The sequence below is a fragment of the Bacillus sp. JJ1532 genome (assembly GCF_036965085.1).
Classification (GTDB): Bacteria; Bacillota; Bacilli; order Bacillales; family Cytobacillaceae; genus Cytobacillus.
Window position 1 is genome coordinate 1 of record NZ_JBALOW010000045.1, and the last position, 26,375, is coordinate 26,375.

The following is a 26,375-nucleotide window of genomic DNA, read 5'->3' on the forward strand; positions in this document are numbered from 1 at the left end:
AAATCTAAATTTAGATTTTACTCCATTTCGATATGTTAAATTGTTTCGATACCACATCTCATTATTTTGTCAGTTTTTAAAATTTACAAAAAAGAAGCCCTTCCAAAAAGGAAGAGCTCCCTATTAATCTGTTTTCAGTTTTTTAATATGCAATTTTTTTGAGATGAATCCTTTAGTAGGTGAAAATAAAAATACGAGTGCAAATAGAATTCCGTTCACCGTAGCCATGCTTCCTGAAATTGATACATCTTGCCAGCTAGCCAAATAGTACCCAATAATAGCTGCACCTACTCCGAAAATTGCACTTAGTAAAAGCATCGTACTTAATTTATCAGTTAATAAATAGGCAGATGCACCGGGTGCGATTAACATTGCGACAACTAAAATGGCACCAACACTATCAAAGGATGCAACTGTCGTAATCGATACCATCCCCATTAACAAGTAGTGGATCAGCAAAACTGGTATGCCAATTGCTGCAGCCATTGTTGGATCAAAGGATGTAATTTTTAATTCTTTGTAAAATAGCAGAATCATAATTAAGTCGATGATAAGCACAGCAGATAGCATTAAAAACGCTTTTGGCAATTCTGGTAAAGGGCCCCATTGCACAAGATCCCAAGGTACAAATGTGATTTCCCCCATTAAAGCATGATCAACATCTAAATGGACATCCCCCGCATACAAGGTGATGAGGATGACCCCGACTGCAAAAAGAAAGGTGAAAACAACTCCAATGGATGCATCCTCTTGAATCCCAGAGCTATGAAAAACTTGAACGAGAAAAGCTGTCAATAAGCCTACAACAGTCGCTCCAATTAACATATACATTCCATTCATGCTTTGACTTATAATAAATGCTAACACAATGCCAAGCAGAACGGTGTGGCTGATCGCATCAGCTAGCATGGAGAGCTTACGCAAAATTAGAAAGCAGCCAGTAATTCCGCATGCAATGCCAGCTAGTGAAGCAACAATTAATATCCATCCCTCATAGCTCATGATAGGCCACTCCCTTTTTGCTGATGCAAAATTTGCTGTTCTCTAATTCGCTTGTCACGAAGTATCCTTTTAATCAATTTCGTTACTAAACCTCTTTGAGGGGCAAAAAGCATAGAAACGAGAAACAATGCTGTAGCAGTAACAACAATAAATGGTCCTGTCGCCAAGCCCTCTCTAAGTGTACTTATCAAAGTGCCAGCCATTCCAGATAAAGCCCCGAAAACACCAGAGATGACAACCATTTTCCCAAGCGATTCCGTCCAATAACGTGCAGCAATTGCTGGTGTGATTAATAACGCAGCCATTAAAATAACCCCGACTGCCTGTATGCCAATCACGACAGCTGCTACTAATAATGTCAGAAAGAGGAAATTCAAGAAACGAGATGGAAGCCCTAATCCTATTGCGAATTCTGGATCAAAGGTTAATACTTTTAACTCTTTAAAAAGCAATGCCGTTACTAAAATTAAAACAGCAGCCGTACTAGCCATTATCTTTACATCATTTCCTACTAGCGAGGCCGCCTGGCCAAAAATAAAATCACTAAGCCCGCTCTTATTTCCAGAAGATGATTGGGCCACCTTTGTTAATAATACAATTCCAAATCCAAAAAACACCGACAAGACTAAACAAATAGCTGCATCCTCTTTTAAAATGGAGGCTGAAGTAATGAATTGAATACAATAAGCTGCCAGGAGTCCCGTGATCGTTGCACCAATTAATAATGCTACAAGTGATTTCTCTCCTATAAGTAAAAAAGCAATACATATTCCCGGCAAAGCAGCGTGTGCGACCGCATCCCCTATCAAACTTTGTTTTCTTAAGAGTGCTATGCTCCCAAGGACACCGCTCGCTATGCCTAAAAGCATCGTACCGAGTAATACCCATTGTGTATTCGCATCAAACAGAAGAAGTCTTAACATGTCGTTCATTTGAATCACCTCCGCTGCGTTTCCGCCATAATTTGACCCTTCTCTAAGAAAGTCAGCTTTCCGCCATATGTCCTATGAAGATTATTAATTGTAAATGTTTCTTCTGTTGGTCCCGCAGCAATTACATTTATATTTAATAGAATGACATGGTCAAAATAATCTTTCACTGTCTGTAAATCATGGTGAACAACAAGAACTGTCTTTCCCTGATTTTTCAAATCATTCAAAAGATCAATAATGGCTCTTTCGGTAGCTGCATCCACTCCAACGAATGGTTCATCCATAAAGTATATCTTTGCATCTTGGGCAAGAGCTCTAGCAAGGAAAACCCTTTGCTGCTGTCCTCCGGATAACTGGCTTATTTGACGGTCAGCATACTCTTCCATGCCGACCTTTCGTAAACATTCTATTGCAAAGCCAATATCTTTTTTTCCAGGCCTTTTAAACCAGCCAATATGTCCATAGCGCCCCATTAAAACAACGTCAAGTGCATTAGTGGGAAAATCCCAATCAACAGATCCCCTCTGAGGGACATACCCAACAACCTTTTCTTTTGGGCTATATGATTTTCCGTAAATTTCTACGTTTCCCGAGGTTTTCGGTATTAACCCTAGCACTGCTTTAATCAAAGTTGATTTGCCAGCCCCATTGGGACCGATAATACCAATTAACTTTCCTTCCGGCACTTCAAAATGAACATCTTCTAATACAGGTTTCTTTTGATATGCAACAGTTAAATTTTCCACTTTGACCGGATTCATGGTCTCACCTACTTCGTTGAATTTACAATTGTATTTACATTATGTTTATACATGCCAATATAGGTACCTTCTTCGGTTCCTTCTTCTCCCATAGCATCTGAGTAAAGCTCTCCCCCAATTTTCACATCATGGCCTTTTTTCTTTGCCCCTTCAATTACCGCATTAATAGAACGTTCGGAAATACTTGACTCAATAAACACTGCTTTTATATTTCTTGTAACCAATAACTCTACTATTTTTTGAACATCTCCAAGGCCATATTCCGCATCTGTGCTTAAGCCTTGTAAGCCTTCTACTTCCATATTGTAAGCTGCACCAAAATATCCAAAGGCATCATGTGCTGTCACAAGGACTCTTTGTTCGGAAGGAATTTTCTCCATTTCTGCAACAGCAAATTCTTTTAACTCTTTTAGTTTATTAAAATATTCCTGTGCATTTTTTTCATAGTAAGCTTTATTGTCAGGGTCTGCTTCGATAAGACCCTTTTCCACTTCCTTTAATGCTCCCGTCCATAAATCAATATCAAACCAAATATGTGGATCGATGGCACCTTTTCCATCTGCCTTTAATAATAGTTCTTCTTCCTTGAGCGATTCACCGATCGCATAAGTGGGTTTATCTTTATTCATTTTCTCGAGGACATCGAGCATTTTTCCTTCTAAATGAAGCCCGTTATAAAAGATCACATCTGCTTTTTGCAGCTTCCCAATATCCCCTTGTGTAGCTTTATAAAGGTGAGGATCAGTTCCTGGCCCCATCAGACTTTGTACGTCCACCTTGTCACCGCCGATATTTTTTACCGCATCAGCTATTTGGCTAATCGTTGTCGTAACAACGAGCTTTTCACCACGTTGATATCCATTTGAAGAGTCAGATGAACAAGCGCCAAGAATAAATAATGATAATACAAGCAGCATCCCTAATAATTTTTTCATCAATCGTCACCTCTTTTAATTGAGTGTATGCACGTTTATTCAATAAGTGCACATATTTTTGGTATATACATTAATTTTTCATCAATATATAAATGTTGCCTTAGTACAACATTTTAAACCCAATCATAAAATTGTCAATTATTTTTCCAAAAAAAAAACGGCTTTCGCCGAAATTATTTTTATTTATACGGTTTAATTGTAAAATTTTCTTGAATATACCATCTATCTTTACTGACAATATTAGATACCGTTAATATGAGGGAAGGGATTTTCTCTACATTAAATACGATTAAACCAATCTGATCATTCATAATGATGAAAGACTCTCCATGAGGAAATGATGGGAGCTGTTTGCCCAGGTGTGCAATAGAGCTTACGATAATTTGTTTTATTTCCAGCTCTATTTGGACATGGGGAGAGAATCTTAATATCCAATCATCTTTATCAATCGAAAATCGGTACATGATCTCACCCTCTTTTGAAAGATAGCTTAATTAATAATAGATATGATTTAAGATTGATATTATGAATTAGTGAAAAGTTTTTTTGTTTTTAAAAAAACTTTATTCAAAATAGCAATATGAATATTTATCAATTTCAGGAATATTTCAAATATTTGATAGTTTTTATGAAATTATCCTTAATTTCCTTGACTGAATCGGTACATTCGTGTATATTAAAATCATCATTTAACAGAATATATTTCCGTTATTTCTAGAAATATCTGCTTTGTATTTTGTTGGGTGGTAATATTTATCTTGGACACAAAAAGTGTCTTGAAAGGCTTAGGAGGCAAAGTTAACATGCAAAACGGTAAAGTAAAATGGTTCAACAATGAAAAAGGATTCGGTTTTATCGAAGTAGAAGGCGGAGATGATGTATTCGTACACTTCACAGCTATTCAAGGTGACGGATTCAAATCTTTAGAAGAAGGCCAAGAAGTTTCTTTCGAAATCGTTGAAGGAAACCGCGGACCTCAAGCAGCAAACGTTGTAAAACTATAATTTTATAAATAATCAGGCTGGCAAACATTTTGCCAGCCTTTATTTATCGCAGATTAACGGGCTGTAAGACCCCTACTTCAAAAAGTTGTGTAAACCAAAAAATTCCCAAGTGGAGGGATCAACAGCCCGTAAAGGCCCGATTATAGGAACAAAGACTAAGAACGCCACGTCCTGTGGCAACATCTGTGTGACCCACATCCTGTGGGCCTCAACTAACAATCAGTAGGGTATTAGGCCGACTAAGATTGCCATGTCCTATTGTCTTCGTAGGCACTAGCACGTCCTGTGCTTTGGAAAACCCCAACTGATTAAAGTTTCACTTTATGTCTCGATATTTATGAATGCCGCCTAAGATTTAGAAAGCTTGCTACCGATAAGCCTTATTTGTTCCCCTACAGTACATTTTGTAATGCAAAATCTGTGGGCATATCTTCGACCCTTTTCATCTTTATGATGTTTGTGCAGTAGACAGCCTTGACAATAGGTGATCATTAATTCCTCTACCTCGTCAAATATTTGCTTTCTTTTCAATTCACGCCCACCTCTTTCATCAAGTCACCTAAATGACTTGCATCTTACTATAAATCATTTTCCCTTCAAGTGCTTGGGTAGCAAGCTTATCCGCTTCTTTATTTTCTGTTCTGGGGATTGGGGTATATCTTGCTTCAATAGAAAGGTTCTTCATTTTTTCTTCAATTCGATCAAGCCAGCGATTTAAATTTTCTTCAAAACATGGCCATTCTCCTTTAAGCTGCATTAATACCCCCTGCGAATCCCCTTTAAATTCACAGATCATATGGTGCACACCCATTTCTTCAAGCAAGTTTAATGTAAAGTAAAGAGCCGCATATTCAGCTTCATTATTATTTTCTATTTCATGAAAGAGTTCATTTGCACGAATGCGGTATTTCTTCTTCCCTTGCTTATAATAAATGACAGCACCAAGCCCAGCCTGATAAGTGGCTTTATTAAACCCTCCATCAAAGTATACGGTTAAGTCGTGTGGATCCTCCTCAATTTCGGTAAGAAGCTTCCGCATTTCTTTCGTATTCCATGATGTCCCCATTTCATCGTGATATAGGATATCTCTTCCTTTTCCGCTCTTTTCAATATCCTCCCCCACTAATAATGCCATTTCGCCATCTAACCAGTCAGACTGAAAGACTACTCCTTCATTCCCTTTTATTTTATAAGTCCATTCCAATTTATATTTCATTTTTTTCAGCCTTTCTTAACTTACACATTATTGGTACACTTATTTTATCTTACCCTGATGTGGATTAGAATACAGTGAAACTTCAATCAGTAGTTTTTTTTCAATGGGAAGTGCTGGTGCCGATGTTAACACAGTATATGGCGTTCTTAATCGGTCTTATTCCACTGATTGTTAGTTGCGGCCCACAGGATGTGGGTCACACAGACGTTGCTACAGGGCGTGGCTTTCCTAGTCTGTGTTCACATAATCAGGCCTTTACGGGCAGTTAGATCCCCTGCATAGAATTTTTTGTTATTCGTAAATCATTAAAGTGGGGGTCTTACTGCCCGTTAATCTGCGATAATAATTTCTGTTAATATTGGAGGAAGCTTGTTTGATTGAAGTATATATTGATGGGGCGAGTGCGGGCAATCCCGGTCCTAGCGGTGCAGGAATTTTTATTAAAGGAAATGGAGCAGTTGAAAGATATTCCATACCGCTTGGCCATATGGAAAATCATGAAGCGGAATACTATGCATTAATTAAAGCACTTGAAATCTGTATTGAAAAGGGCTATAGGATTGTTTCCTTTCGAACTGACTCTCAGGCAGTTAATCGGGCCATTGAAAAGGAGTATGCCAAAAATAAAGGCTATGCATCCCTCTTGGAAAAGGCCTTACATTTAAGCAAACAGCTGGATTTATTTTTCATGAAATGGATACCCAGTTCTGAAAACAAGGCAGCGGATGAATTAGCAAGAGCGGCCATACGTAAGAATAAATAGAAAGCTATACACTCTTAGGACCGGAAAAAAAATGGACGAAATGGGCACCTCCTTCATTTCGTCCATTTTAATATTCAAACATGATTCATTTAGACTGAAATCAATCCTTTTTCTTTAACAAACTGAATAGCCTCAAGGCGGGTATTAATCTTATTGGATATGAGCATTTCCAGCAATGATACATAAAAGCTGCCATCAAAGGATTTTTGTGCCTTTAAGGTTAGTTCTATTGCTGTGTTTGTCAGTTCATCTGTTGCATTCGTGTAATGCTTCCCAAAATAAATAAAGCCAACCGCATCCTCTTGAAACTGAAAGCCTTTACCTTGTAAAAAACTTAAATAATCTTCCACTGTCTTCAAGAACATGTCATCCCTTTCCCCTTTTTAACCAAACACTCTAAATTTTACCTTATATTTCGACAATTATCTATCTTTTTTTTGTAAGTAAATACCCAATCGTTCCTGTTGCAACCCCCAGCAAGGCTCCACCGATTACTTCAGCTGGATGATGACCGAGCATCTCCTTTAGTTTCTTTGGTGACTTTTCCTGCTCAAATTCGACAGACTCGTCTTTGTGAATTTTCTCAATTAATTCACCCATGCTATTTACTTTTAATGTTAATTCCCCTGTTTGTCTTCTAATCCCTTGTGCATCATACATAACGATTAGCCCATAAATTAATGAGAGAGCGAAATCGATTGTCGGTATCCCTCTTCTTAAGGCAATAAAAGTGGTTAATGATGATACTCCAGCAGAATGTGAACTTGGCATTCCGCCAGTGTGAAAAAATAATTCTGGCCTAAATTCTTTTTTATTGAAAAAGTGAATCGGAATTTTCAAAACTTGAGCCAATCCTATGCTTAATAAAGCAATGTATACACCTTTATTCATTTATGATCTCACCTCTATTATTAGTGTGAAGTTAGAAGAGTGTAATTATTCTTTTCGGAAATACTAGTATTGAAAACAATATTAAGGAGGTATGTAAAAGTTGGGAAAAAGAGAAAGAAATAGAGGGAAGCTTGCTTCTGGAGTGAATCCGCAAGGCTATGGACAGGATATTACCGAGGACCCTAAAAGCAAACTGGAGAATGCTGCTAAGAAAAAAAATACTAAATAAAAGAACGGCTGTCCTAAAAGCTAATAGGACAGCCTTCTATTACGCATATTGTTTTATGTCAAGCAACCGATCAAGCCCGCGAAATTCAATTTCATCAAACTTATTTATCACTTTGTCACGATTTATGGAAAACCTTGCATGGTCTAATCCACACTCAACAGGTACATCACATTTGATTTCAGCTAGTTGTCTGCTTAAATGAAGCATTTCCAAATCTTGTTCAATTTTAGTCCTTTGTGCTTTAGATAATTGATCCAAGTTTTCAAGAACGCCTTCAATATGTCCAAATTGCTGTAATAGCTTTAAGGCTGTTTTCTCGCCAATTCCTTTTACCCCAGGATAATTATCACTTGAATCGCCCATAAATGCTTTTAAATCAATCATTTGCCTAGGGTGAATGCCCTTTTCTTCGTAAAATGTATCCTTCGTATGAACTAAATAATTGCCATACCCTTTTTGCAATAACACCACGGATATCCGTTCATCCAATAGCTGCAGAATATCCTGATCACCTGTAATAATGTTTACAAATGCGTCCTCTTTTACATGACTTGCTATCGTCCCAATACAGTCGTCTGCTTCATAGCCCTTCAACCCAATATTCGGAACATCAAAGGATTCCACCACTTCCTTTACAAGGTCGAACTGTGGAATTAGTTCAACAGGTGCTTCTGGCCGATTTGCTTTGTATCCGTCATACATGTCCGTTCTAAACGTTTTACTTCCCATATCCCAACAAACAGCGACATGTGATGGGTTGAAATTTGATACAGCTGCTAAAAAATGTTTAACAAACCCATAGACTCCATTCGTCGGCACACCTTTGGAATTCACCATAAATTGCCCGTGCACGGCAGTAGCAAAATAGGCTCTAAATAATAATGCCATTCCATCGACTAGCATAAATGAAGGTTTATTTTCGTTTATCAATTATCTCTCTCCTTTTTTATTTACTCTCCCGTTTCAATATCATTTTCATCATACGATATCCAATCACTAAAGCTTCCAGCATATAGTTTAACATGTTTGTACCCTGCAGCCTTTAGTGCCATGTAATTGGGAGTGGCGGTGACTCCTGAACCGCAATAAACAATTATTTGCTTATCTTTGTCAATATCAGTGAATCTTTTTGACTGATCTGCTCCAGTTTTGAAAGAGCCATTTTCATAACCATCTAACCAAACCTTATTAATCGCTCCTGGAATATGGCCAGCTTTTTTATCAATTGGCTCTACTAGTCCTAAATATCGCTTACTTTCTCTAGAATCAATAATGACCGTTTCTTGATTTTTCCTATCAACCACTTTTTTAACTTCTTCATAGGAAGCAAAAATGTTTTCATCCATTTTTATCTCAAAAGCCGTTTTTGGAAATTCAGGAATTGCACGATCTATTGGATACCCCGCTTCTGTCCAGGCATTATAGCCCCCATTTAATACATACACATTTTTATGGCCAACATAATGTAATAGCCACAAAAGCCGGGCAGCGAATGAACCCTCGCCTCCGTCATAGGCTACGATAGTTGTTTGATTATGAATGCCGGCATCTTGAAGTGTCTGTCTAAATTCCTCGATTTCAGGTAACGGATGTCTGCCGCCATGAGAAGAAACGGGTCCTGATAAATCTTTCCCGAGATGAAAATATACAGCACCCGGAATATGATCCTTTACATATTGTTCAAAACCTTCTTCTGAAGAGCCCAAATTATATCGACAATCAGCTATCCTCATATCCTCATTATTTAAACGCCCTTTCAGCCATTCCTTTTCAACGGTCAAAATCATTCCTTCATCTCCCTCAATCTTTTTTCCATCAGCTTCTGCACATGTTCTTTCGGTGTCCAGCATTGAAATTGGTAGTTTGGTTTTGTTTCATAACCGAGACGCTGGCAATGATAAGTTATTCCTTTTTCGAATTTTTTCGCCTGAAAATGAATACAAGTTGCACATGCATGAAAGGACTGAATCTTCATTATGATTCATGAGAGAAATGAGTAATTTCTTTCTCTGTTTTCTCCAGCTCTTCAATTGGGAAGTCATCTCTTAGAACAGCTAAAAGACCCTCATAATATTCATTCGCCTGTTCAGACAGAATTGTAAGCATAAGTGAGTATTCACCGATTAGAAGTGCAGCATAATGTTTTTTCAGCTTTTCGCCTTCAATTTGCAGATAATGATCAGATAGCGGATTTATGAGCTGCTCCAATTCATCGCTTAAATTCTTTCTTTCATTTTTTTCAAAGAATGACTTTGGATTTTTAAAATGGGCTAATGCCTTTGAAAACTGGGCTCGATTCTCACTGACAAAAGCTGAATTAAACTTAATTCCTTCCATTTTTCTCGTTTCATACGGGCTAAAGCTTAATTCCTTATTAATCTCCGCAACCTTTTGACCAAGCATATCTTGAGCCTGCTTACATAATTTACCGATATACGCTTCTAATCTTAACGTTGTTGCTCTCAATTCCTGAGCAAAGTCAAATCCAAAGCTTTGCAGGAAATCTTCAAGGGCTGCTTGCAGGGCTTTCTTTAAATTACGGCCATCATCCTTAAGTGCAGCAGGGTTAAAGGCCTCCTTAATGAAATCACCATAACGCAGAAACACTCTTTGCTTTATATAAAAAACTAGCTCGTCTGCCTCTTGTTCTAATCTTTGCGTAAAAATCTCAGCATCCTGATTTTTGAACACGGCTAGAATTGTTTTTAATTCTTCTTCCAGCTGGATTCGTCTTTGAGCCTTTAATTCCTTATTTTCGTGTGATGACTGAATAAAGGTACGAAGCTGTTCCAATACACGATTCCAGCCCAATTCTGCAGAAGTGATCGAAATTTGCATAAGCTCATTTGTAATAAACGAATAAAAGCTTTCCTCAAATTTATCAATTTTAGAATGTTTCTCCTGAATGTTTTCGAGCTTTTCAGTTAAAGCCTCAAGACTTGAAAGCCCAAAAAGATTAGGTCGGCGTATTCCATATTGAACAAGCTGTTCACCAACATATTGTAAAACGGATTCTTTCTCTTCTTCATTATTGGCAAGATCAATCGCATTGACGACAAAGAACATTTTATCAAGTTCAAAGGAATCCTTAACACGCCCCAATTGGATAAGGAATTCACGGTCAGCTTTTGAGAAGGCATGATTATAGTAAGTGACAAACAGGATCGCATCTGAATTTTTGATGTAATCAAAGGCTACTCCAGTATGACGGGCATTTATAGAATCGGCTCCGGGAGTATCAACAAGTGTGATTCCTTTTCTCGTCAGCTCACAATCATAGTACACTTCAATCATATCAACAAAACAGGATTTTTCTTCGATAGCCACATAGCCTTTAAACTCTACTAGGTCAGTCTTAACGGTTGTTCCAAGTATTTCTTTAAATGAATCAAATCCTCGTAAAAAAGCATTCAAGAAGGCAAAGTGGGTCTTTTCATTTGCATCAAAATCTGAAATGCTGCTCATTACTTTTCTAATTTTCACGATCGTATCATCGAAATCTGCTGCAGATTGACTGAAGACGTTCAATGATCTGTTTACATCTTCAAATAATATGTCGGCTGCTTTTACCTTCACTAACACTGTTCCATGAGGATTTTGATCATTAATTGGCATGATTTTATTAATCGCAGCTGTTGTCGGGTTTGGCGATACTGGAAGAAGCTTATGACCAATTAATGCATTGGCAAATGAAGATTTTCCAGCACTGAATGCTCCGAAAAGTGCTACTGTAAATCGCTTATCTTTCAGACGCTCTGCTTTTTGCAGCAATTCTGCAGTCATTTTTTTGAATCCAGGTACTTCTTGGATGGCATTCGCCGTAAAGTTTAATTTTTCAACTAAAGCATTTACAGCCTTTTCTTCTACTTTATCGCCAACTGTTTGAAGGGCGTTATCTATTTCATGAAAACCGTTATCTTCTTCTTTTATATCAATCACAGCTGCATTTGTTTGATGGATAACTTCAACTTCTTCAGTTGGCAAGGAAAGTAAACCTTTTGCCATTTCCGCATATTTTTGATGAGAAAATTCCCCTTCAAATAAATCATTCATGTTGACTTTCGCCGTGCGCAGAGCTTCCTTTATTTCGGTTAGCATGTGCAAGTCTTCATTATATCCTTTGTATCGTTTCCATTCACTTTCTATAAGGCTCTGTTCCTTTTCGGTTTTTAAAGATAAAGTGCGTAAGAGCAATTCTTTAAATTCTGCTAAACTTTTTTTAGCCAATTTCTTAATAGATTCTGCTAGGTCATTCGTATATTGGAGAACATAGTCACCTGAAAGCAATGCACCTTCCTTTACCGTGTTAGCAAGCAGGTCCATGTTAAATAAAACAGTGAAGTTTTGTGCTCTTCCTAATAATTCGGAATCATGTACCTCATGCTGCTTTAGTTCATTAACCATTAGTTCCTTAATATGCCAGTCAATTTGCGACTTTACTTTTTCCGAAAGGTCTTGGAAAAAAAGCTCTAGACGATTCAATCTTTCCTGTTCTGTTTTTTGCCGCGAGAAAAAAAGTCCTACCTTAAAGCCAGGCTGGCATGACTCGATATAGTTTTCTGCAAGCTCTCTCGTTTGGAACGGCATTAAGTAAGCATTATCCAAAACATCATCAACTTTATGAATGAAGTTAATTTCCGCTTTTTTTAGAAAAGCTCTGCCTTCATCTAGCTTAGCCTCTAATGCTGCAACCTTTTCAGCCAGTGCTCCTCTCTCATCGACAGGCAGTTCTTCTAATCTTTTCTCATATTTTTCAATTTCAGCCCAGCTTTTTTCTTCTAAATAAATCAAATGCTCACTTGAAAGCTTATTCAATGAATGATAAACAGACTCAGGAAGCAGTAATTCGCTATTGGCAATTTTATCTGCAATAAACTTTTGTAAAGCTAAGAACTCATTTTCTTTATGGTCTTCTTTTTTTAACGATGTGTAAAATATTCTTTCTGGTATTACCCCCCAAGAGGCAAAAGAATCCTTCACACTTTGTTTAAACTGATCGAAGCTCAATTCTTCATCCCGATGCTTATCAATTTGATTAATAATTAAATAAACTTGCTTCCCAGCAGCAGCCAGCTCTTTTGTAAATAAGAAGTTCAATTCTGACTGGACATGATTATAATCCATGACATAAAATACTAAATCCGCAAGGTGCAAGGCTGACTCAGTAGCAATTCGGTGAGCATCATCCGTTGAATCGATACCCGGCGTATCCATAATCACCGCATTTTTCGGCAGGCTCGTATCAGAATAGCTAATTTCAATTGAATGGATTTGGTCTCCGTCCTTACAATAGGATTTCACTTGATTATAATCATAGGGAGCCAGATATAATCTCGGATTGCCTTCTTTAAAAATGACCTTTGCATAATCCTCTCCCGATTTAATTTTTACTAAATTTGCGCTTGTCGGGATCGGGCTGGATGGCAGCAAGTTTTCACCAATAATTTTATTGATCATGCTTGATTTTCCGGCAGAAAAGTGCCCGCAAAATGCAATTGCATATTCTTTTTTATCAAGCTTTATAGCTAGGTCCTTTGCCCTTTCTGCTGTTTGATTATCTTGATTTTTATTAAAATATTCATATAAAGCCGTTATCCTGTTAATTAAATCAACCGTATCTAGCTGAAGTTCCGTTCGAACCATGAATACGTATCCCCTTGTTCAATCATTTTCCTTCTATTCTAAATGATTTTTCTTATAATGCCTATATTTAGAATATGGAACTTAACATTTTTATGACTGTTTTCTTCAGAGTGAAAAAAATAAAACCAGGTCTTCACCTGGTTATGTAGGAATAGAATTTATAGTCTTGTATGTGGCTTTGCAACATGATTTAAAACATATTTCATAACTAAAGCATAGGCTGTTACTGTACCCGCAATAAAAATCGCTACCATCTGTAACAACACCTTCCTGTTAATGAGAATAATTTTCAAATTCAATTAGAATTTTATCATTAACGATAATCATTTTCAATAGAAGTTCCGCAAATACTTTTTTCAAATTTTCGTGAGGCTTGACCCGTGTGAAAAAGCTTGTTCATATGCCGTTAATTTCTTTAATGCATTTTCTTCAGCTGGAATTCTAATCGCCAAAATGATGATATTCATTATAGTAAAGAGCGCCGTTGTTATATAGGCTTCAAACATAAGTGGTATAATGAGAAATTCAGCAGAAACAATGATATAATTAGGATGTTTGAAGAAACGATACGGTCCCTTTCTAATGATCCTAGCATTAGGCAAAACAATAATTTTTGTATTCCAATATGGGCCTAGAGATTTAAGCGCCCAAATTCTCCCTGCTTGTGTAAGTAAAAATAATGGGAATAGGATGGGCCAATAGGAGGAAACTTCATGGCCAACAAAGCTTACCTCTAATATGTAGGAAACAAAAAACAAACTATGTACGGCTACAATGAAAGGATAATGTGATTGTCCAAACTCAAGCGCTCCTTGGCTTTTCATAAAGCGTTCGTTTTTCTTTGCAATAATTAATTCAACTATTCTCTGCAAAATAGTCACTGTAATAAAAATCGTAAAAAGCATTTGCTAATTCTCCCATCTCAGCAACAGCATTTCCGAACAAAATCCCGGTCCTAAAGCGGTTGCAAGACCGTATTCTCCCTTTTTCCCTATTTCCATAAACCTTTTTAATACATATAATATGGTCGTTGAAGACATATTTCCGTATTCTTTAAGAACCTCGAGAGAAATCCTTGTCATTTCCGGTTCGAAACCGATGGATTGAATATAGGCATCAATCACTTTTTTTCCGCCGGGATGTGCAATGAAATAGTTAATTTCATCTATCTCCATTCGTTCTTTCACCAAAAAGTCTAAAACAGCAGGCTTGAGCCAGCTTTCTATTATCGAGGGTATATCTTTCGAAAAAACAACATAAAGGCCTTTACTCTTTACTTCCCAGCCCATCACATCTAATGAATCCTGCATGAACGTTGATTGGGTACGAAGAATGGCGGGTACTGATTCAAGCTTCTGAAAGGTATTTCTATCAGCCTGATCCCCTGCAATGAGTGCACATGCAGCACCATCGGCAAAAAGAGAGGTGCCAATTAAGTTACTTTTCGAACGATCATTCATTTGAAAGGTTAAGCTGCATAATTCAATTGCAAGCACAATGACTTTTGCTTTTGGAAAAGCAAGGCAATATTCATATGCCCTCGACAATCCCGAAGCTCCGCCAGCACAACCTAATCCCCAAATGGGAATTCTCTTTGTATGTGGATGGAAGATAAGCCTGTTCATGATTCTTGCCTCAATACTTGGTGTAGAAATCCCAGTGCTCGAGATGAAAAAAATAGCATCAATTTCTTCGTACGCTATATCTCTGCTGAGGAAATCCTTACTCTTCACACAATTTTCAATTGCTTCAACACCTAGCTCTACAGCGCATTCTATGTATGCTTGATTTCTTTCTTCAAATGTTTTCTCCTTTTTATACCATTCCATATCTTTCACAAAATGCCGTTTTTCAATTTGACCATTATGAAATGCTCTTAATAACCTTTCAATATTCGAAAAGGATTCGGAAAATAGATCTCTAGCAAATTCCATTACCTCTTCCTGATTGAGAGAATGGACAGGTATAGCTTCTGCAACAGAGACAATTGATGGCATATCGTTCTCTCCTTCTTTATGCTTATCATTAATTTTTCCCAATAAATGCATAATATTCATTTAACTTCACAGAAGGAGCAAACATAGTGACATAAATAAAAAAAGCTCCCTCTGACTGAGGAAGCTAACGTTTTGAAGGTGTTGCTGTGCATCTATTATTATAAATTCTTTTTATTGAGGAAGCATCACCAAAACATTACCAAATGTGTTAATACAAAGAATATGTTGTTTAGATTATCAAGGAAATAAGTAACAGAATATTATTTTTTTCATCAATTTTTAACAATTTCTTTTTAATAAAATGTTAAAATAGGACTATTGATGTTCTTGGGGGAATGCTGTATGTCGATCACAAAAAGTGTAACTGATATTTTGAACGGAACAATTGAGGCTGTAAAATCGGTTGTGCCATTAGAGATTCATGTAGAAAAACCAGCCCTATTTACCCAGCCCTTCACTCAGCATTCCATAGGAGTCTTAATAGGGATGACAGGTGATGCAAGAGGACGAATTATCATCGATGGCGATGAATTGGTTTTTGGCAAGATTGGTGAAGCTATGTTTGGAATGGTGCTTGAAGGTGAAATGCTAGAATCCTTTGCTGGTGAGCTTGGTAATATGATTGCAGGAAGCATTTCAACCTATGTCTCACAGAGAGGATTTGAGATGGATATTACGCCCCCAACTGTTTTGGTAGGACAAACGAAGGTATATGGTTTCACTAAAGCCTTTCGCTTGCCAGTCACTATACGTGATGCGGGAAGCTTGATGATTGTATTAATGGTAGAAGTCGGATAACACGTAATTAACGTACCCAGTTACTTTGGAGGATAATCATTATTAGGGTTATTTTGTTTTTGGACTTCGATAATAATCTTTTTTTCTGCTAGCGCTCCACAAACTTTGCAAAACTCTTTCTTGTGATAGATAAGTCTGCAATGATCGCAATAATATTTTTCCATTCTTGATGTTCACATCCTGTAGAGTTTCGGTTAAACCATTATATTTACATAAATATGGATGTGTGAAAGTAAAAATACGTGGGAAATTAGGGAAATCCATTAAACAACAAAACCGCCCATCAGGCGGTTTCTTCATTATGAAGCAAATCTTTATATGGATGTTGTTTCATTGCTTCAATCCACAACTTTTTCCTGTGCAAAAGTTACCTCCCCATTTTCCAGTGAGCTTACTATAGCTAGTGATTCTACACGATATTCATCTTTTCGAAGGATTTTGCCCCCATCCTGGAAACCTTTTTCAATGACAATTCCAATTCCAGCAATTTTAGCATTTGCTTGCTTAACCATATCAATAAGTCCCATTGCTGCCTGACCGTTTGCCAGGAAATCATCAATAATCAGTACGCGATCATCCGTATGTAAATATTTTGATGAAATAGAGATTTCATTCGATTCCTGCTTAGTAAATGAATAAACAGTGGCAGTATATAATTCATTTATTAAGGTCAATGATTTACGTTTTCTAGCAAAGATAACAGGTACGTTTAACTGTAAACCTGTCATGACTGATGGCGCGATTCCAGAAGATTCAAGTGTTAATATTTTTGTAATGCCTTCGTTACGGAAACGGCTAGCAAATTCATTTCCTATTTCATACATCAACAGAGGATCAATCTGGTGATTCAGAAAAGCGTCTACCTTTAGCACAGTATCTGAAAGCACAATGCCATCCTCTTTAATTTTGTTCTTTAATGACTCCATTATTCAGGTCCCCCTTGTAAATAAAAGATTCCGCTTAATTAAAGTACGAAAAAAACTCCTGAAAATCAATGTCCACATTATTATAATGTGTGAGGCAAAGATCTTCAGGCTTACACAATAAATCTATTCACTTCCTATTATAAACAGGAATAACTGATCTTCACAATTTCTTCACAATTCTCTTCCTTTTTATGTGATATACATCACTGTTTTATCAATTTTTCACTATTACCATAGTGATAAAGTAACGAATGAACAATTTGTGAACTCAGAAAAACCATCTAGATTCTCTTTAATAGTAGAGTATTATGAAATTGTAATCATTTACTTTTTCCAAATTTCCGAAAGGAGTGAAGAAAATGGCGAAACCAGAACTAAGTAGACAACCAGAAACTGAAATTGAAGATAGTTCCTCATTAAAGGGGACGTTGGCATCCGTAATGATTTTAGGAGTAATCTTAATCGTTACTTGGGTTAGCATTTATTCATTATTCTTAGATCGTTCTTAATAGTTGAAAGGGGAAAAAAGCCATGCATATGCATAAGTTTGAAAAAATTTGGCTTATTTTTGGAATCGGTTCGCTGCTAGTATTTTTAACTGTTATAGGGGTTAGCGCGTTCTATTTAGGAAATCAGCCTCCAAGCTGTTTAGCAGTCATAGATCCAGAGAAAGTTGATACAACAGCGCCATTTAATGAACCTGGTCTTAAAAAGGTTGAAGGGAAGGAATGGGATTACGAACTAGTATTTGTAGCATCTGCCTTCAATTATGAGCCTGGTGAGGTTCAAATTCCTAAAGGTGCAAAAGTTAAAGTCATTGCCACAACAAAAGATGTTATCCACGGCTTTGAAGTAGCCGGCACAAACGTTAATATGATGCTAGAGCCAGGCTACATAAGTGAAAATGTTTATAATTTTAATAAAGCTGGTGAATTTTTAGTTTTATGTAATGAATATTGCGGAGTTGGTCACCATATGATGACTTCGAAAATTGAGGTGGTTGAATAATGCTTACACAAGAAGCAACTGCAAAAGCTGACCGCCGTGACGGCAAAATGACAAAAGCAAACATTACGCTGAAGCAACAAGCAAATACAAAAGTTGACCGCCGTGATGGTAAATTAGCAATGGCCCACTTCTATGTGGCATTCATCGCCCTAGCAATTGGCGGACTTGCAGGTTTATTACAAGTATTAGTTCGTTCAGGAAAATTTGTTTTGCCTGCTGGAATTGGTTATTATCAAATTCTTACGGTTCACGGTGTTGTATTAGGACTTGTTCTAACTATATTCTTTATCATTGGATTTATGATTTCTTCAGTAAGCAAAACTTCAGGAACCTTTACTGGACGCCAGCGGACCATTGGCTGGATCGGATTTTGGCTAAAGACTATCGGTACTGTAATGGCTGCTACAATGATTCTATTAAATGAAGCTACAGTATTATTTACTTTTTACGCACCACTTCAAGCCCATTTTCTATTCTACCTAGGCTTAACATTAGTCATTGTCGGAACTTGGTTTGATAGTGCAATAGTTTACATGAAATATGGCGAATGGAAAAAAGCAAATCCTGGGACGCCAAGCCCTCTTCTCACTTTCATGTCAGTGATTACATTTATTATGTGGGATGTAGCGACAATTGGTGTAGCGGTAATGGTTTTATTCCAATTATTACCATGGTCACTTGGTCTAGTAGACACTATTAACATCGGTGTCAGCCGTACATTATTCTGGTATTTTGGACACCCGCTAGTTTACTTCTGGTTATTGCCAGCTTATATGGCATGGTATGTCATTATCCCAAAAATAATCGGCGGAAAGATTTTCTCAGACTCTTTAGCTCGGATGTCATTTGTTCTATTATTGCTTTTCTCAATCCCAGTTGGTTTCCACCATCAGTTATTGGAGCCCGGAATTGATCCAGCTTGGAAATTCTTACAGGTTGTATTAACATTCCTTGTTGTTATTCCATCTATGATGACGGCTTTCTCACTATTTGCTACTTTCGAAAGCTTCGGACGTTCAAAAGGTGCAAAAGGACTATTTGGCTGGTTTAAGAAGCTTCCATGGGGAGATGCACGCTTTACAATTCCATTTATCGGAATGCTATCCTTTATCCCTGGCGGAGCTGGCGGTATTGTTAACGCTTCTCACCAAATGAACCAAGTTGTTCACAATACGATTTGGGTTACAGGTCACTTCCATTTAACAGCAGCTACTGCAGTTATGCTTACATTCTTCGGCATTTCTTTCTGGTTAATTCCACACTTAACTGGCAGAGTATTTACGAAGAAATTAAATAAATTAGCAATGATTCAAGGGATAATTTGGACAATTGGGATGACATTTATGTCTGGAGCTATGCATGCCGCTGGACTACTTGGTGCACCTCGCCGCTCAGCCTACTCTGAATACGGTGGCGCTCCACAAGCATTAGAATGGATTCCATATCAGATTGCACAAGCAGTTGGCGGATCTATCCTATTCATTGGTATTATCCTTATGCTTTACATTTTTGTTAATCTTGCCTTCTTCGCTCCTAAAGGAGATCAGGAATTCCCTGTTGGCGAAGTAGCAGATGAGGCAGAAAAGACTCCAATGGTTTTCGACAACTGGAAATTATGGGTTGGTATTACAGCTGCATTGATTCTTTTCGCTTATACATTACCACTCATCGATTTAATCCAAAATGCGCCTCCGGGAGCTAAAGGATTTAAATTATGGTAATCGAAAAACATAAGCACTCCGAAATTCGGAGTGCTTTTTCTTATGAAATCTTCTCTTCTAACGGTTTTGCTCCCTTTTTGCGGAAGGTTACATTGACGATAATGACAGAGCAAAGAATTAATATGGCACCTGTAATTTGAATAAAACCTAGTATCTCCCCATAAAGCATAACACCTAACAACGTAGCAACGACCGGTTCAACCGTTGCAATGACCGCAGCCTTGCTCCCCTCTGTCTTCTCAAGACCCCATGTGTATATAAAATACGCTAATACAGTTGGAATAAACCCTAAGCCAATCCCATACAAAAGCACATGTGAATCCATTAATAAATCAAGCTTTTTCCAAAGCTGTGTAATCGGCAATAAGAATACGGAAGCCAAAATAAAGGTATATAACGTAACAGTAAAAGGTTGATATTTTCGCAGAGCAAACTTTCCAAATATCGTATACAACGCATATCCAAGCCCGGATCCTAAGCCAGTTAATATGCCAATAAAGGTTATCTTACTTGCACCCGCCGAAACCCCTGCTATTAAAATACATCCTATAATGGTACCTAGGACAGCCAGTATTTTATTCAGATTTAAGCTTTCCTTCAAAAATATAAAGGATAAAATCGTGACGAAGGCAGGAGAGGTATATAATAGAATAACTGCTATTGAAATATTCATCTGACCTATAGTCGTAAAATAACAAAAATTAAAGAATACTACACTTAATATGCCTGTGCCTATAAACAGTCTTACATCCTTCATTTCCTTTAATTTCATATTGTTTCGATACTTAAATAAACCAATTAATAGTAAGAATATAGCCGCATATATGACTCTAATTGCCACAATTTCCATTGGTGCAAACCCATAATCCGCTAACCCTTTAACGAAGATTGCAATAATTCCCCAGAGACTGGCTCCCGCTGCAATCATAAAATAAGGTAGAAGCCTCTTCATTTATTTCTCTCCTTAAAGGAAGGGAATGACTATAGTCATCCCCCATGTCAACCTAGTTTAATTTATAAACTTTGCTGTACTTTTCATCCAAGTATTTTATTAAGTGTTCTGCATTTAACCCTTCACCTGTGGCATCTTTAAGAATTTCAAGCGGTTTTTTGAGCTTTCCAAACTTGTGGACTTTCTCTGTGAACCATTCCTTAATCGGAAGCAAGTTTCCTTCTTCTAATAGCTGGTCAAAATTTGGCAAGTCTTTCAGCATCGCATTCTTTAGCTGGGCCGCGTACATATACCCTAGAGCGTAAGATGGAAAATATCCAAACATCCCACCTGACCAATGTACATCCTGAAGAACTCCATTACCATCATAATCAGGTCTTATACCTAAGTATTCTTCATACTTATCATTCCAGACTTTCGGCAGATCTCTAACCTCAATTTCATCATTAAATAACCCTTTTTCAATTTCATAGCGGATAATAACATGCAAAGGATAAGTTAATTCATCTGCTTCAATACGAATAAGCGATGGCTTAGATTCATTGATAGCCAAGCAAAAATCATCCACCGTAACCTCATCAAATTGCCCTGTAGAATATTCCTTTAATAAATTGAAATTCTTTTTCCAAAAGGATGGATTGCGCCCGACAAAGTTTTCATAGAAAAGTGACTGGGATTCATGAATTCCCATTGAGGTGCCATCGCATAGTGGAGTACCGATTAAATCTTGTGAAATATTTTGTTCATATAACGCATGCCCGCCCTCATGAATTGTACCAAACACAGCTGTCTGGAAATCGTTCTCATCGTATCTTGTCGTTACACGAACATCACCTGGATTCAATCCTATTGCAAAGGGATGAACGGTCTCATCGAGTCTGCCCGCATTAAAGTTATAGCCCATTTGCTCTAAAATTTCCAAGCTAAATTGACGTTGGTTTTCCTTTGGGAAGTGCTCCAATAAAAATTCAGTATGTGGTTTATTTGCAGACTCATTAATTTTTTGTACAAGTGGAACGATTTTTTCCCTCAATTCTCCAAAAACTTGATCTAATGCTTCAACTGTAATTCCGGGTTCATACATATCAAGCAAGGTATTATATTTATTACCTTCATAGCCCCAGTAATTGATAAAGCGCTTTGTCGTAGCAACAAGTTTCTCTAAATGTGGCTCAAACATCGCAAAATCAGATTTTGCCTTTGCCTCTTCCCAAATACTTTCTGCCTTCGCTTGAAGAATAACATATTCCTTATATTCAGCTGGAGGAATTTTTTTATTGCGGTCATATTCCTTTTTACATTCAGCTAAAGTCTTCTTCGTTATGTCCGATAAAGCATGATCTCCTGATAATTTTTCTATGTATGCTGCCATTTCTTCCGAAGTAGACATATTAAAAACGTCTGAAGATAGCATTCCAATCACTTCAGAGCGCTTCTCAACCGCTTGTTTCGGTGCCCCGGTACGTAGATCCCAATAAATTAATGACAGTGCCTCATTATAAGCTTCTATTTTCTTTACATATTCTAAGAAATCCTTTTCTGCTTGCTGTAATTCCTCATTCATGGAAATTCCCCCTATTGTTTAAATACTCTTTCTATTTTAACACATTCCTCCGAAAGTGAAGATTGTATTTCCTCTTTTATATGTAAAAAAAAGACAACAGTCCCACTGTTATCTCTTTAATCGATGTTTATTTATAGTTTCTTACTTTCTTCCAATTGCCACTTTCCAAAGATCCGGTCCTTCTTCTAGATACTCCCAAGTGAAATCATTTTCTCTTTCTATCATAAATTGATATTGCAGCGGTTTTGGATCATGATCATTGACAAGCAGCATAAACTCTCCAGATTGTAAAGAATCAAATGCTTTAAAAATGGTAGGATGCTTCTCTCGCGGCGGAAAATCTGGTGCTATAACGGTTTGGGCAAACTCGATCATTTTTTCTCCTCCTTAACTATACTTACAAACGTATTGTATAAAATAATCTCTTGATAAAAAGTGAGCATGGTCACTGCGAATAAAGACTTTTCTCAGGAGACCTAAAAGGAATGATTCACCAAAATCGTTTTCTGCATGAAAAACAGTTATAATATAGGAGACAGACTATGAATTATAGGAAGAGATACTATGAAACAATTTATTTTTATTATCGTTTTAATTTCTTTTATTGACATGTTTGCACAACTCCCCATTATGAGTCCTTTTGCAAAGGAACTTGGAGCAACCCCTGCGTTAATTGGATTAGCTGTTGGTATGTATTCTTTTTCGAATATGTTCGGAAATATTCTCGCGGGGTATTGGATTGATAAACATGGTCCGAAGAAAGTATTACTGGCTGGCTTTTTTCTTACAGGTTTGATTCTTCTCCTTTACATAATGGTCTCTACTCCATGGCAATTAATCACAGTAAGATTCCTCCATGGTCTATTTAGCGGCTTTCTCGTGCCTGCAGCCTTTACAGTCGTTGCAAATAGGGGAAAAGAAGGAAAACAAGGTAAGTCAATGGCCGTTTCCGGAGTGGCAGTCGGCATTTCAGCCATAATTGGACCTGCCTTTGGCGGGATCATCGCTTCGAAATACGGAGTGAATTGGGTATTCATTATTATTGCCATTGTTATGCTTATCATTTTTGCATTGTCATCCTTTGTTATCCCTAATAAATCAACAACAATATCAAGGAAAATTGAACCTCCTGTTAAAACACTCATAACTTTATTAAAAAGCCCTATGCTTTCGATTAGTTTTAGCGGTGCTTTTTCCTTAATGTTTGCCCAAGGGGTATTAGCCTACATGCTACCTTTGCAGGTGGAATCACTTCAATTCGGCACTCAATATAGCGGAATTCTCCTTAGTACATTTGGGATCACCGCGATATTAATTTTTGCTTTACCGACCAATCGGCTCTTTGATCGCTATCAACACCATATTACGATGATGGTTGGTATGAGTATCATTGGGATAGCACTCATTTTCCTTAGCATGTCAACATCATTGTCACTCTTATTTATCTGTATGGTTATTTATGGTACTGGTTTCGCATTCCTTTTTCCATCTATCTCAGCTATGCTTGTAAAACATACTGATCTTGAAACTAGAGGAAAAGCATTCGGTTTATTTTATGCCTTTTTCTCGCTTGGAGTTGTCGTGGGCTCCTCCTTAACAGGCGTTCTAGCCGTATCCTTCGCAACGGGTTTTGTTATTGCTGCATGTATTTTATTTGCAAATACGATGTGGATGCTCCTTTATTTTAGAAGCAAGGCTCATGTTACTGAAGGAATGGAGTGAACAAAAGGTGAATGAATACGTAAGTAATTGTGCCGATTGTGGAAAGATGCTATATTGTTTAGATGGTTTTTTTAATGGTGTTCATACAGAGAATAATGAATCATTATGCTTTGATTGTGCTGATAAGAAGAAGAAATCCGAAGAATGAATACGGATTTCTTTTTTTATTTTCTCAATTGAGAATGATAATCATAAATTTCATATTCTATGATTCATGTCACTTATGGAAGGATTCTATGATGATACACTATGATTAAAGATCAAAGATTAAGAGGTGACTTAATAATGGATAACAAAACGATTGAATTAGATGTAAGGGAAGATATTAAAAATAAACTTGAGCCTTTCCAAAAAATTATGCAGGCTGTAAATGAATTAAGTACAGGAGATGTATTTATCCTTCATGCTCCCTTTAAGCCTGCCCCCCTATTCCCTATATTAAAAGGAAAGGGTTTTGAGTATGAAGCAGAAGAGCTTGAGAAAAAACATTGGAAGATCACATTTAGGAGCTGATCATCATGTTATTAGATAATCGCGGACTTGAGCCGCCTCAGCCGATGATGAGAACGTTAGAGGCTCTTGAGAGCTTAAAGCCCGGAGAAAGCTTGTCTATTATTAATGACCGCCGGCCGATGTTCTTATATGAACAGCTTGAAGAAAGAGGCTTAAAATATGAAACTACACCGAATGAAGATGGAAGCTTTTTAATTGAAATTACGAAATAGAGCAGGTGATGAAGATGTTATCTTCTTCAGGAAATGAAACAAATATAAAACTGCCATTTTCCTTTATCCTTGTCAGTATCATTGCCCTAATGGGTTCACAAATCTTACTTCTGTTTCACGGAGATTACATGTCTAGTGGTCAATTTCGTGTACCAGGAATATGGTCCGCAGCTCATTTGCTACTGTTAGGATGGGCGCTGATGATTGCCATGGGTGCTATGTATCAGCTAGTGCCCGTTGCTTTCCTTACCCCCATTTGGAATGAAAAATTCGGCTTTGTTCAATTTGGGGTATATGTAATTGGGGTCTTCTCTTTTGCACATTTTCTTTTTTATGAACCGCAAAAAGCGTTAATTCCTGGAATCATCACGTTATTAGGTATTCTCATGTTCCTCTTTCAGATGTTAATGACATTGAGAAAACAAGCGAAGCCTAATATATTAACCTTGTATGTCGGTACAGCTTTAGTTTGTCTATTAATTACTATTATCCTAGGTATTACGATGTTAATTAGCATAAAAACGGGCTTTGGAGGCCAATATTATCAAGCCATTTTTAAGAGTCATTTACTGCTTGGAATGACTGGTTGGTTTACTCTCCTTATTTTCGGTTTTTCATATAAAATGGTGCCAATGTTTTCTTTATCACATGGATATACGATGAAACTAGCTAATTTTGTTTACCCTATCTATACAATTGGTTTAGTTGCAGCAGCTATTTCATTTTTTATAGATTCAAAAGAACTTTTAACTGCAGCACTCTTTTTTCTATTCCTTGGATTTATCATTTTCATGTACCATATTTCAACTATATTAAAGAAAAGAGTGAAGAAAAAGCTTGATTATTCCTTTATTTTTGCCCTAATCGCGATCATAAGCGGGGGAATTATTCACCTCAGCGCATTTATTACGGGGTTGTTAGGAGTTTTTCATAAAGCAGCGGGGCCATTATTATTTTTGTACTTACTCTTATGGATTGCCTTTAGTATTATTGGCTATTTATACAAAATTGTGCCGTTTCTATGGTGGACTGCTAAATATAGTAAGGAAATTGGGAAAAAGGATGTTCCCTCATTAAAGGATATGATTAATGACCGAGCGGCAACCCCGGTATTCATCTGTCTCATGCTTGGTGCAATAGGTGTTGCGATTTCCCTTTTTATTGGGAGTAAGGCATTATTTTACCCAACTCAAACCATTTTCACTATCGCCTGTTTGATGTTTTCAATTGCTATTGTAAAGGTTGTAAAAAAATAATAGGAGGGGTTTATTATGGAATTAAAAGATAAAGTATTGAACAACTTGCGTAGGGTTTTGGATCCTGAGCTTAATATTAATGTTGTAGATTTAGGACTCATTTATCAAATTGAAATTCCTGAAGATGGAATTGTCATTATTACTATGACATTAACAACCCCAGGTTGCCCTCTTCATGACAGTATTGTCAGCGGGGTTAAATATTGTATTGAAGAAATGGAAGAAATTAAATATGTGGATGTTGATCTCGTCTGGGAGCCTGCATGGACACCAGACCGAATGACTCCTGAAGGCAAAAGTCAATTAGGCAGATAGAAAAGCGGAAGCGCC

At 37.2% G+C, this 26,375-nt stretch carries 32 protein-coding genes; 13 read left to right on the plus strand and 19 right to left on the minus strand.

What is annotated here, in order from left to right:
• Positions 1–123: 123 nt before the first annotated feature.
• The 5 genes from V7122_RS15325 to V7122_RS15345 form a co-directional block, all read right to left on the minus strand.
• On the minus strand, positions 124–1,002 hold the full coding sequence (locus V7122_RS15325; RefSeq protein WP_335527450.1) for a metal ABC transporter permease: 879 nt from the start codon (positions 1,000–1,002) through the stop codon (positions 124–126).
• A complete protein-coding gene (locus tag V7122_RS15330; protein WP_335527452.1) occupies positions 999–1,934 on the minus strand; it encodes a metal ABC transporter permease in 936 nt (311 codons plus the stop codon). Before V7122_RS15330 ends, V7122_RS15325 begins: the two co-directional genes overlap by 4 nt.
• 5 nt (positions 1,935–1,939) lie before the next feature.
• Positions 1,940–2,695: a metal ABC transporter ATP-binding protein gene (locus V7122_RS15335; RefSeq protein WP_335527454.1), complete on the minus strand. Its 756-nt coding sequence runs from the start codon at positions 2,693–2,695 to the stop codon at positions 1,940–1,942.
• 8 nt (positions 2,696–2,703) lie between these two features.
• On the minus strand, positions 2,704–3,630 hold the full coding sequence (locus V7122_RS15340; RefSeq protein WP_335527456.1) for a metal ABC transporter solute-binding protein, Zn/Mn family: 927 nt from the start codon (positions 3,628–3,630) through the stop codon (positions 2,704–2,706).
• A 179-nt stretch (positions 3,631–3,809) separates the two neighbouring features.
• Positions 3,810–4,094 carry a hypothetical protein gene (locus V7122_RS15345; RefSeq protein ID WP_335527458.1) on the minus strand — a complete coding sequence of 95 codons (285 nt, stop codon included), beginning with the start codon at positions 4,092–4,094 and terminating at the stop codon, positions 3,810–3,812.
• A 339-nt stretch (positions 4,095–4,433) separates the two neighbouring features.
• Here V7122_RS15345 and cspD point away from each other — a divergent pair, with 339 nt between their 5' ends.
• A complete protein-coding gene (cspD, locus tag V7122_RS15350) occupies positions 4,434–4,634 on the plus strand; it encodes a cold-shock protein CspD (RefSeq protein WP_009791749.1) in 201 nt (66 codons plus the stop codon).
• Positions 4,635–4,982: 348 nt separating this feature from the next.
• Here the strand turns inward: cspD and V7122_RS15355 are convergent, their stop codons facing one another.
• Positions 4,983–5,165, minus strand: a complete 183-nt coding sequence (locus tag V7122_RS15355; protein WP_335488512.1) for a zinc-finger domain-containing protein — start codon at positions 5,163–5,165, stop codon at positions 4,983–4,985.
• A 28-nt stretch (positions 5,166–5,193) separates the two neighbouring features.
• Positions 5,194–5,850, minus strand: coding sequence for a reverse transcriptase-like protein (locus tag V7122_RS15360; RefSeq protein WP_335527461.1), 657 nt, complete (start codon positions 5,848–5,850; stop codon positions 5,194–5,196).
• Positions 5,851–6,223: 373 nt separating this feature from the next.
• Between V7122_RS15360 and V7122_RS15365 the strand changes: the two genes are divergently transcribed.
• On the plus strand, positions 6,224–6,613 hold the full coding sequence (locus V7122_RS15365) for a reverse transcriptase-like protein (protein WP_335344201.1): 390 nt from the start codon (positions 6,224–6,226) through the stop codon (positions 6,611–6,613).
• An 89-nt stretch (positions 6,614–6,702) separates the two neighbouring features.
• Here the strand turns inward: V7122_RS15365 and V7122_RS15370 are convergent, their stop codons facing one another.
• Both V7122_RS15370 and V7122_RS15375 read right to left on the minus strand, forming a co-directional pair.
• Entirely contained in the window at positions 6,703–6,972 is a 270-nt protein-coding gene (locus tag V7122_RS15370; RefSeq protein WP_335527463.1) for a DUF6123 family protein, read from the minus strand.
• Positions 6,973–7,039: 67 nt separating this feature from the next.
• Positions 7,040–7,504, minus strand: coding sequence for a divergent PAP2 family protein (locus tag V7122_RS15375; protein WP_335527465.1), 465 nt, complete (start codon positions 7,502–7,504; stop codon positions 7,040–7,042).
• 100 nt (positions 7,505–7,604) lie between these two features.
• Between V7122_RS15375 and sspL the strand changes: the two genes are divergently transcribed.
• Complete coding sequence (sspL, locus tag V7122_RS15380) at positions 7,605–7,733, plus strand: small, acid-soluble spore protein L (RefSeq protein WP_066294554.1); 129 nt, start codon at positions 7,605–7,607, stop codon at positions 7,731–7,733.
• A gap of 39 nt (positions 7,734–7,772) precedes the next feature.
• On the opposite strand, the gene V7122_RS15385 is transcribed toward sspL, so the two are convergent.
• From V7122_RS15385 to V7122_RS15410, 6 genes are all read right to left on the minus strand, one after another.
• Positions 7,773–8,660, minus strand: a complete 888-nt coding sequence (locus V7122_RS15385) for a 5'-3' exonuclease (protein WP_335527716.1) — start codon at positions 8,658–8,660, stop codon at positions 7,773–7,775.
• A 23-nt stretch (positions 8,661–8,683) separates the two neighbouring features.
• Positions 8,684–9,520: a sulfurtransferase gene (locus V7122_RS15390; RefSeq protein WP_335527467.1), complete on the minus strand. Its 837-nt coding sequence runs from the start codon at positions 9,518–9,520 to the stop codon at positions 8,684–8,686.
• Complete coding sequence (locus V7122_RS15395) at positions 9,517–9,708, minus strand: hypothetical protein (protein WP_335344197.1); 192 nt, start codon at positions 9,706–9,708, stop codon at positions 9,517–9,519. The genes V7122_RS15390 and V7122_RS15395 overlap by 4 nt, the downstream gene beginning before the upstream one ends.
• On the minus strand, positions 9,708–13,376 hold the full coding sequence (locus V7122_RS15400) for a dynamin family protein (RefSeq protein WP_335527469.1): 3,669 nt from the start codon (positions 13,374–13,376) through the stop codon (positions 9,708–9,710). The genes V7122_RS15395 and V7122_RS15400 overlap by 1 nt, the downstream gene beginning before the upstream one ends.
• Before the next feature lie 356 nt (positions 13,377–13,732).
• Positions 13,733–14,281 carry an isoprenylcysteine carboxyl methyltransferase family protein gene (locus tag V7122_RS15405; protein ID WP_335344195.1) on the minus strand — a complete coding sequence of 183 codons (549 nt, stop codon included), beginning with the start codon at positions 14,279–14,281 and terminating at the stop codon, positions 13,733–13,735.
• Positions 14,282–14,284: 3 nt separating this feature from the next.
• Positions 14,285–15,373: a type III polyketide synthase gene (locus tag V7122_RS15410; RefSeq protein WP_335488531.1), complete on the minus strand. Its 1,089-nt coding sequence runs from the start codon at positions 15,371–15,373 to the stop codon at positions 14,285–14,287.
• Between the two features lie 342 nt (positions 15,374–15,715).
• Here V7122_RS15410 and V7122_RS15415 point away from each other — a divergent pair, with 342 nt between their 5' ends.
• Complete coding sequence (locus V7122_RS15415) at positions 15,716–16,171, plus strand: chemotaxis protein CheX (RefSeq protein WP_335344193.1); 456 nt, start codon at positions 15,716–15,718, stop codon at positions 16,169–16,171.
• A 338-nt stretch (positions 16,172–16,509) separates the two neighbouring features.
• On the opposite strand, the gene V7122_RS15420 is transcribed toward V7122_RS15415, so the two are convergent.
• The gene (locus tag V7122_RS15420; protein WP_335527472.1) at positions 16,510–17,097 is read right to left on the minus strand and encodes a xanthine phosphoribosyltransferase; all 588 of its coding nucleotides are present in this window, start codon (positions 17,095–17,097) and stop codon (positions 16,510–16,512) included.
• 359 nt (positions 17,098–17,456) lie between these two features.
• Here V7122_RS15420 and V7122_RS15425 point away from each other — a divergent pair, with 359 nt between their 5' ends.
• From V7122_RS15425 to V7122_RS15435, 3 genes are read left to right on the plus strand one after another with little or no spacing between them, the layout of a single operon-like run.
• Positions 17,457–17,606 carry a cytochrome c oxidase subunit 2A gene (locus V7122_RS15425; protein ID WP_315665247.1) on the plus strand — a complete coding sequence of 50 codons (150 nt, stop codon included), beginning with the start codon at positions 17,457–17,459 and terminating at the stop codon, positions 17,604–17,606.
• 22 nt (positions 17,607–17,628) lie between these two features.
• Positions 17,629–18,105, plus strand: coding sequence for a cytochrome c oxidase subunit II (locus tag V7122_RS15430; protein ID WP_335354092.1), 477 nt, complete (start codon positions 17,629–17,631; stop codon positions 18,103–18,105).
• Positions 18,106–18,152: 47 nt separating this feature from the next.
• Positions 18,153–19,826, plus strand: coding sequence for a b(o/a)3-type cytochrome-c oxidase subunit 1 (locus V7122_RS15435; protein WP_335344208.1), 1,674 nt, complete (start codon positions 18,153–18,155; stop codon positions 19,824–19,826).
• Positions 19,827–19,866: 40 nt separating this feature from the next.
• Here the strand turns inward: V7122_RS15435 and V7122_RS15440 are convergent, their stop codons facing one another.
• The 3 genes from V7122_RS15440 to V7122_RS15450 all read right to left on the minus strand — a co-directional run bounded on the left by V7122_RS15440 (position 19,867) and on the right by V7122_RS15450 (position 22,717).
• Complete coding sequence (locus V7122_RS15440) at positions 19,867–20,778, minus strand: DMT family transporter (protein ID WP_335344191.1); 912 nt, start codon at positions 20,776–20,778, stop codon at positions 19,867–19,869.
• A gap of 52 nt (positions 20,779–20,830) precedes the next feature.
• Positions 20,831–22,342, minus strand: a complete 1,512-nt coding sequence (locus V7122_RS15445; RefSeq protein WP_335527474.1) for a carboxypeptidase M32 — start codon at positions 22,340–22,342, stop codon at positions 20,831–20,833.
• Positions 22,343–22,483: 141 nt separating this feature from the next.
• Complete coding sequence (locus V7122_RS15450) at positions 22,484–22,717, minus strand: DUF2249 domain-containing protein (RefSeq protein ID WP_335344189.1); 234 nt, start codon at positions 22,715–22,717, stop codon at positions 22,484–22,486.
• Positions 22,718–22,906: 189 nt separating this feature from the next.
• On the opposite strand from V7122_RS15450, the gene V7122_RS15455 reads away from it, so the two are divergent.
• From V7122_RS15455 to V7122_RS15480, 6 genes are all read left to right on the plus strand, one after another.
• Complete coding sequence (locus V7122_RS15455) at positions 22,907–24,064, plus strand: MFS transporter (RefSeq protein WP_335344188.1); 1,158 nt, start codon at positions 22,907–22,909, stop codon at positions 24,062–24,064.
• A 7-nt stretch (positions 24,065–24,071) separates the two neighbouring features.
• On the plus strand, positions 24,072–24,212 hold the full coding sequence (locus tag V7122_RS15460) for a hypothetical protein (protein ID WP_335488537.1): 141 nt from the start codon (positions 24,072–24,074) through the stop codon (positions 24,210–24,212).
• Between the two features lie 137 nt (positions 24,213–24,349).
• A complete protein-coding gene (locus tag V7122_RS15465; RefSeq protein ID WP_335348391.1) occupies positions 24,350–24,577 on the plus strand; it encodes a DUF2249 domain-containing protein in 228 nt (75 codons plus the stop codon).
• Between the two features lie 5 nt (positions 24,578–24,582).
• Entirely contained in the window at positions 24,583–24,789 is a 207-nt protein-coding gene (locus V7122_RS15470) for a DUF2249 domain-containing protein (protein WP_335348390.1), read from the plus strand.
• Between the two features lie 14 nt (positions 24,790–24,803).
• Entirely contained in the window at positions 24,804–26,045 is a 1,242-nt protein-coding gene (locus tag V7122_RS15475; RefSeq protein WP_335527476.1) for a hypothetical protein, read from the plus strand.
• 15 nt (positions 26,046–26,060) lie between these two features.
• On the plus strand, positions 26,061–26,360 hold the full coding sequence (locus V7122_RS15480; protein ID WP_335348388.1) for a metal-sulfur cluster assembly factor: 300 nt from the start codon (positions 26,061–26,063) through the stop codon (positions 26,358–26,360).
• Positions 26,361–26,375: the final 15 nt, after the last annotated feature.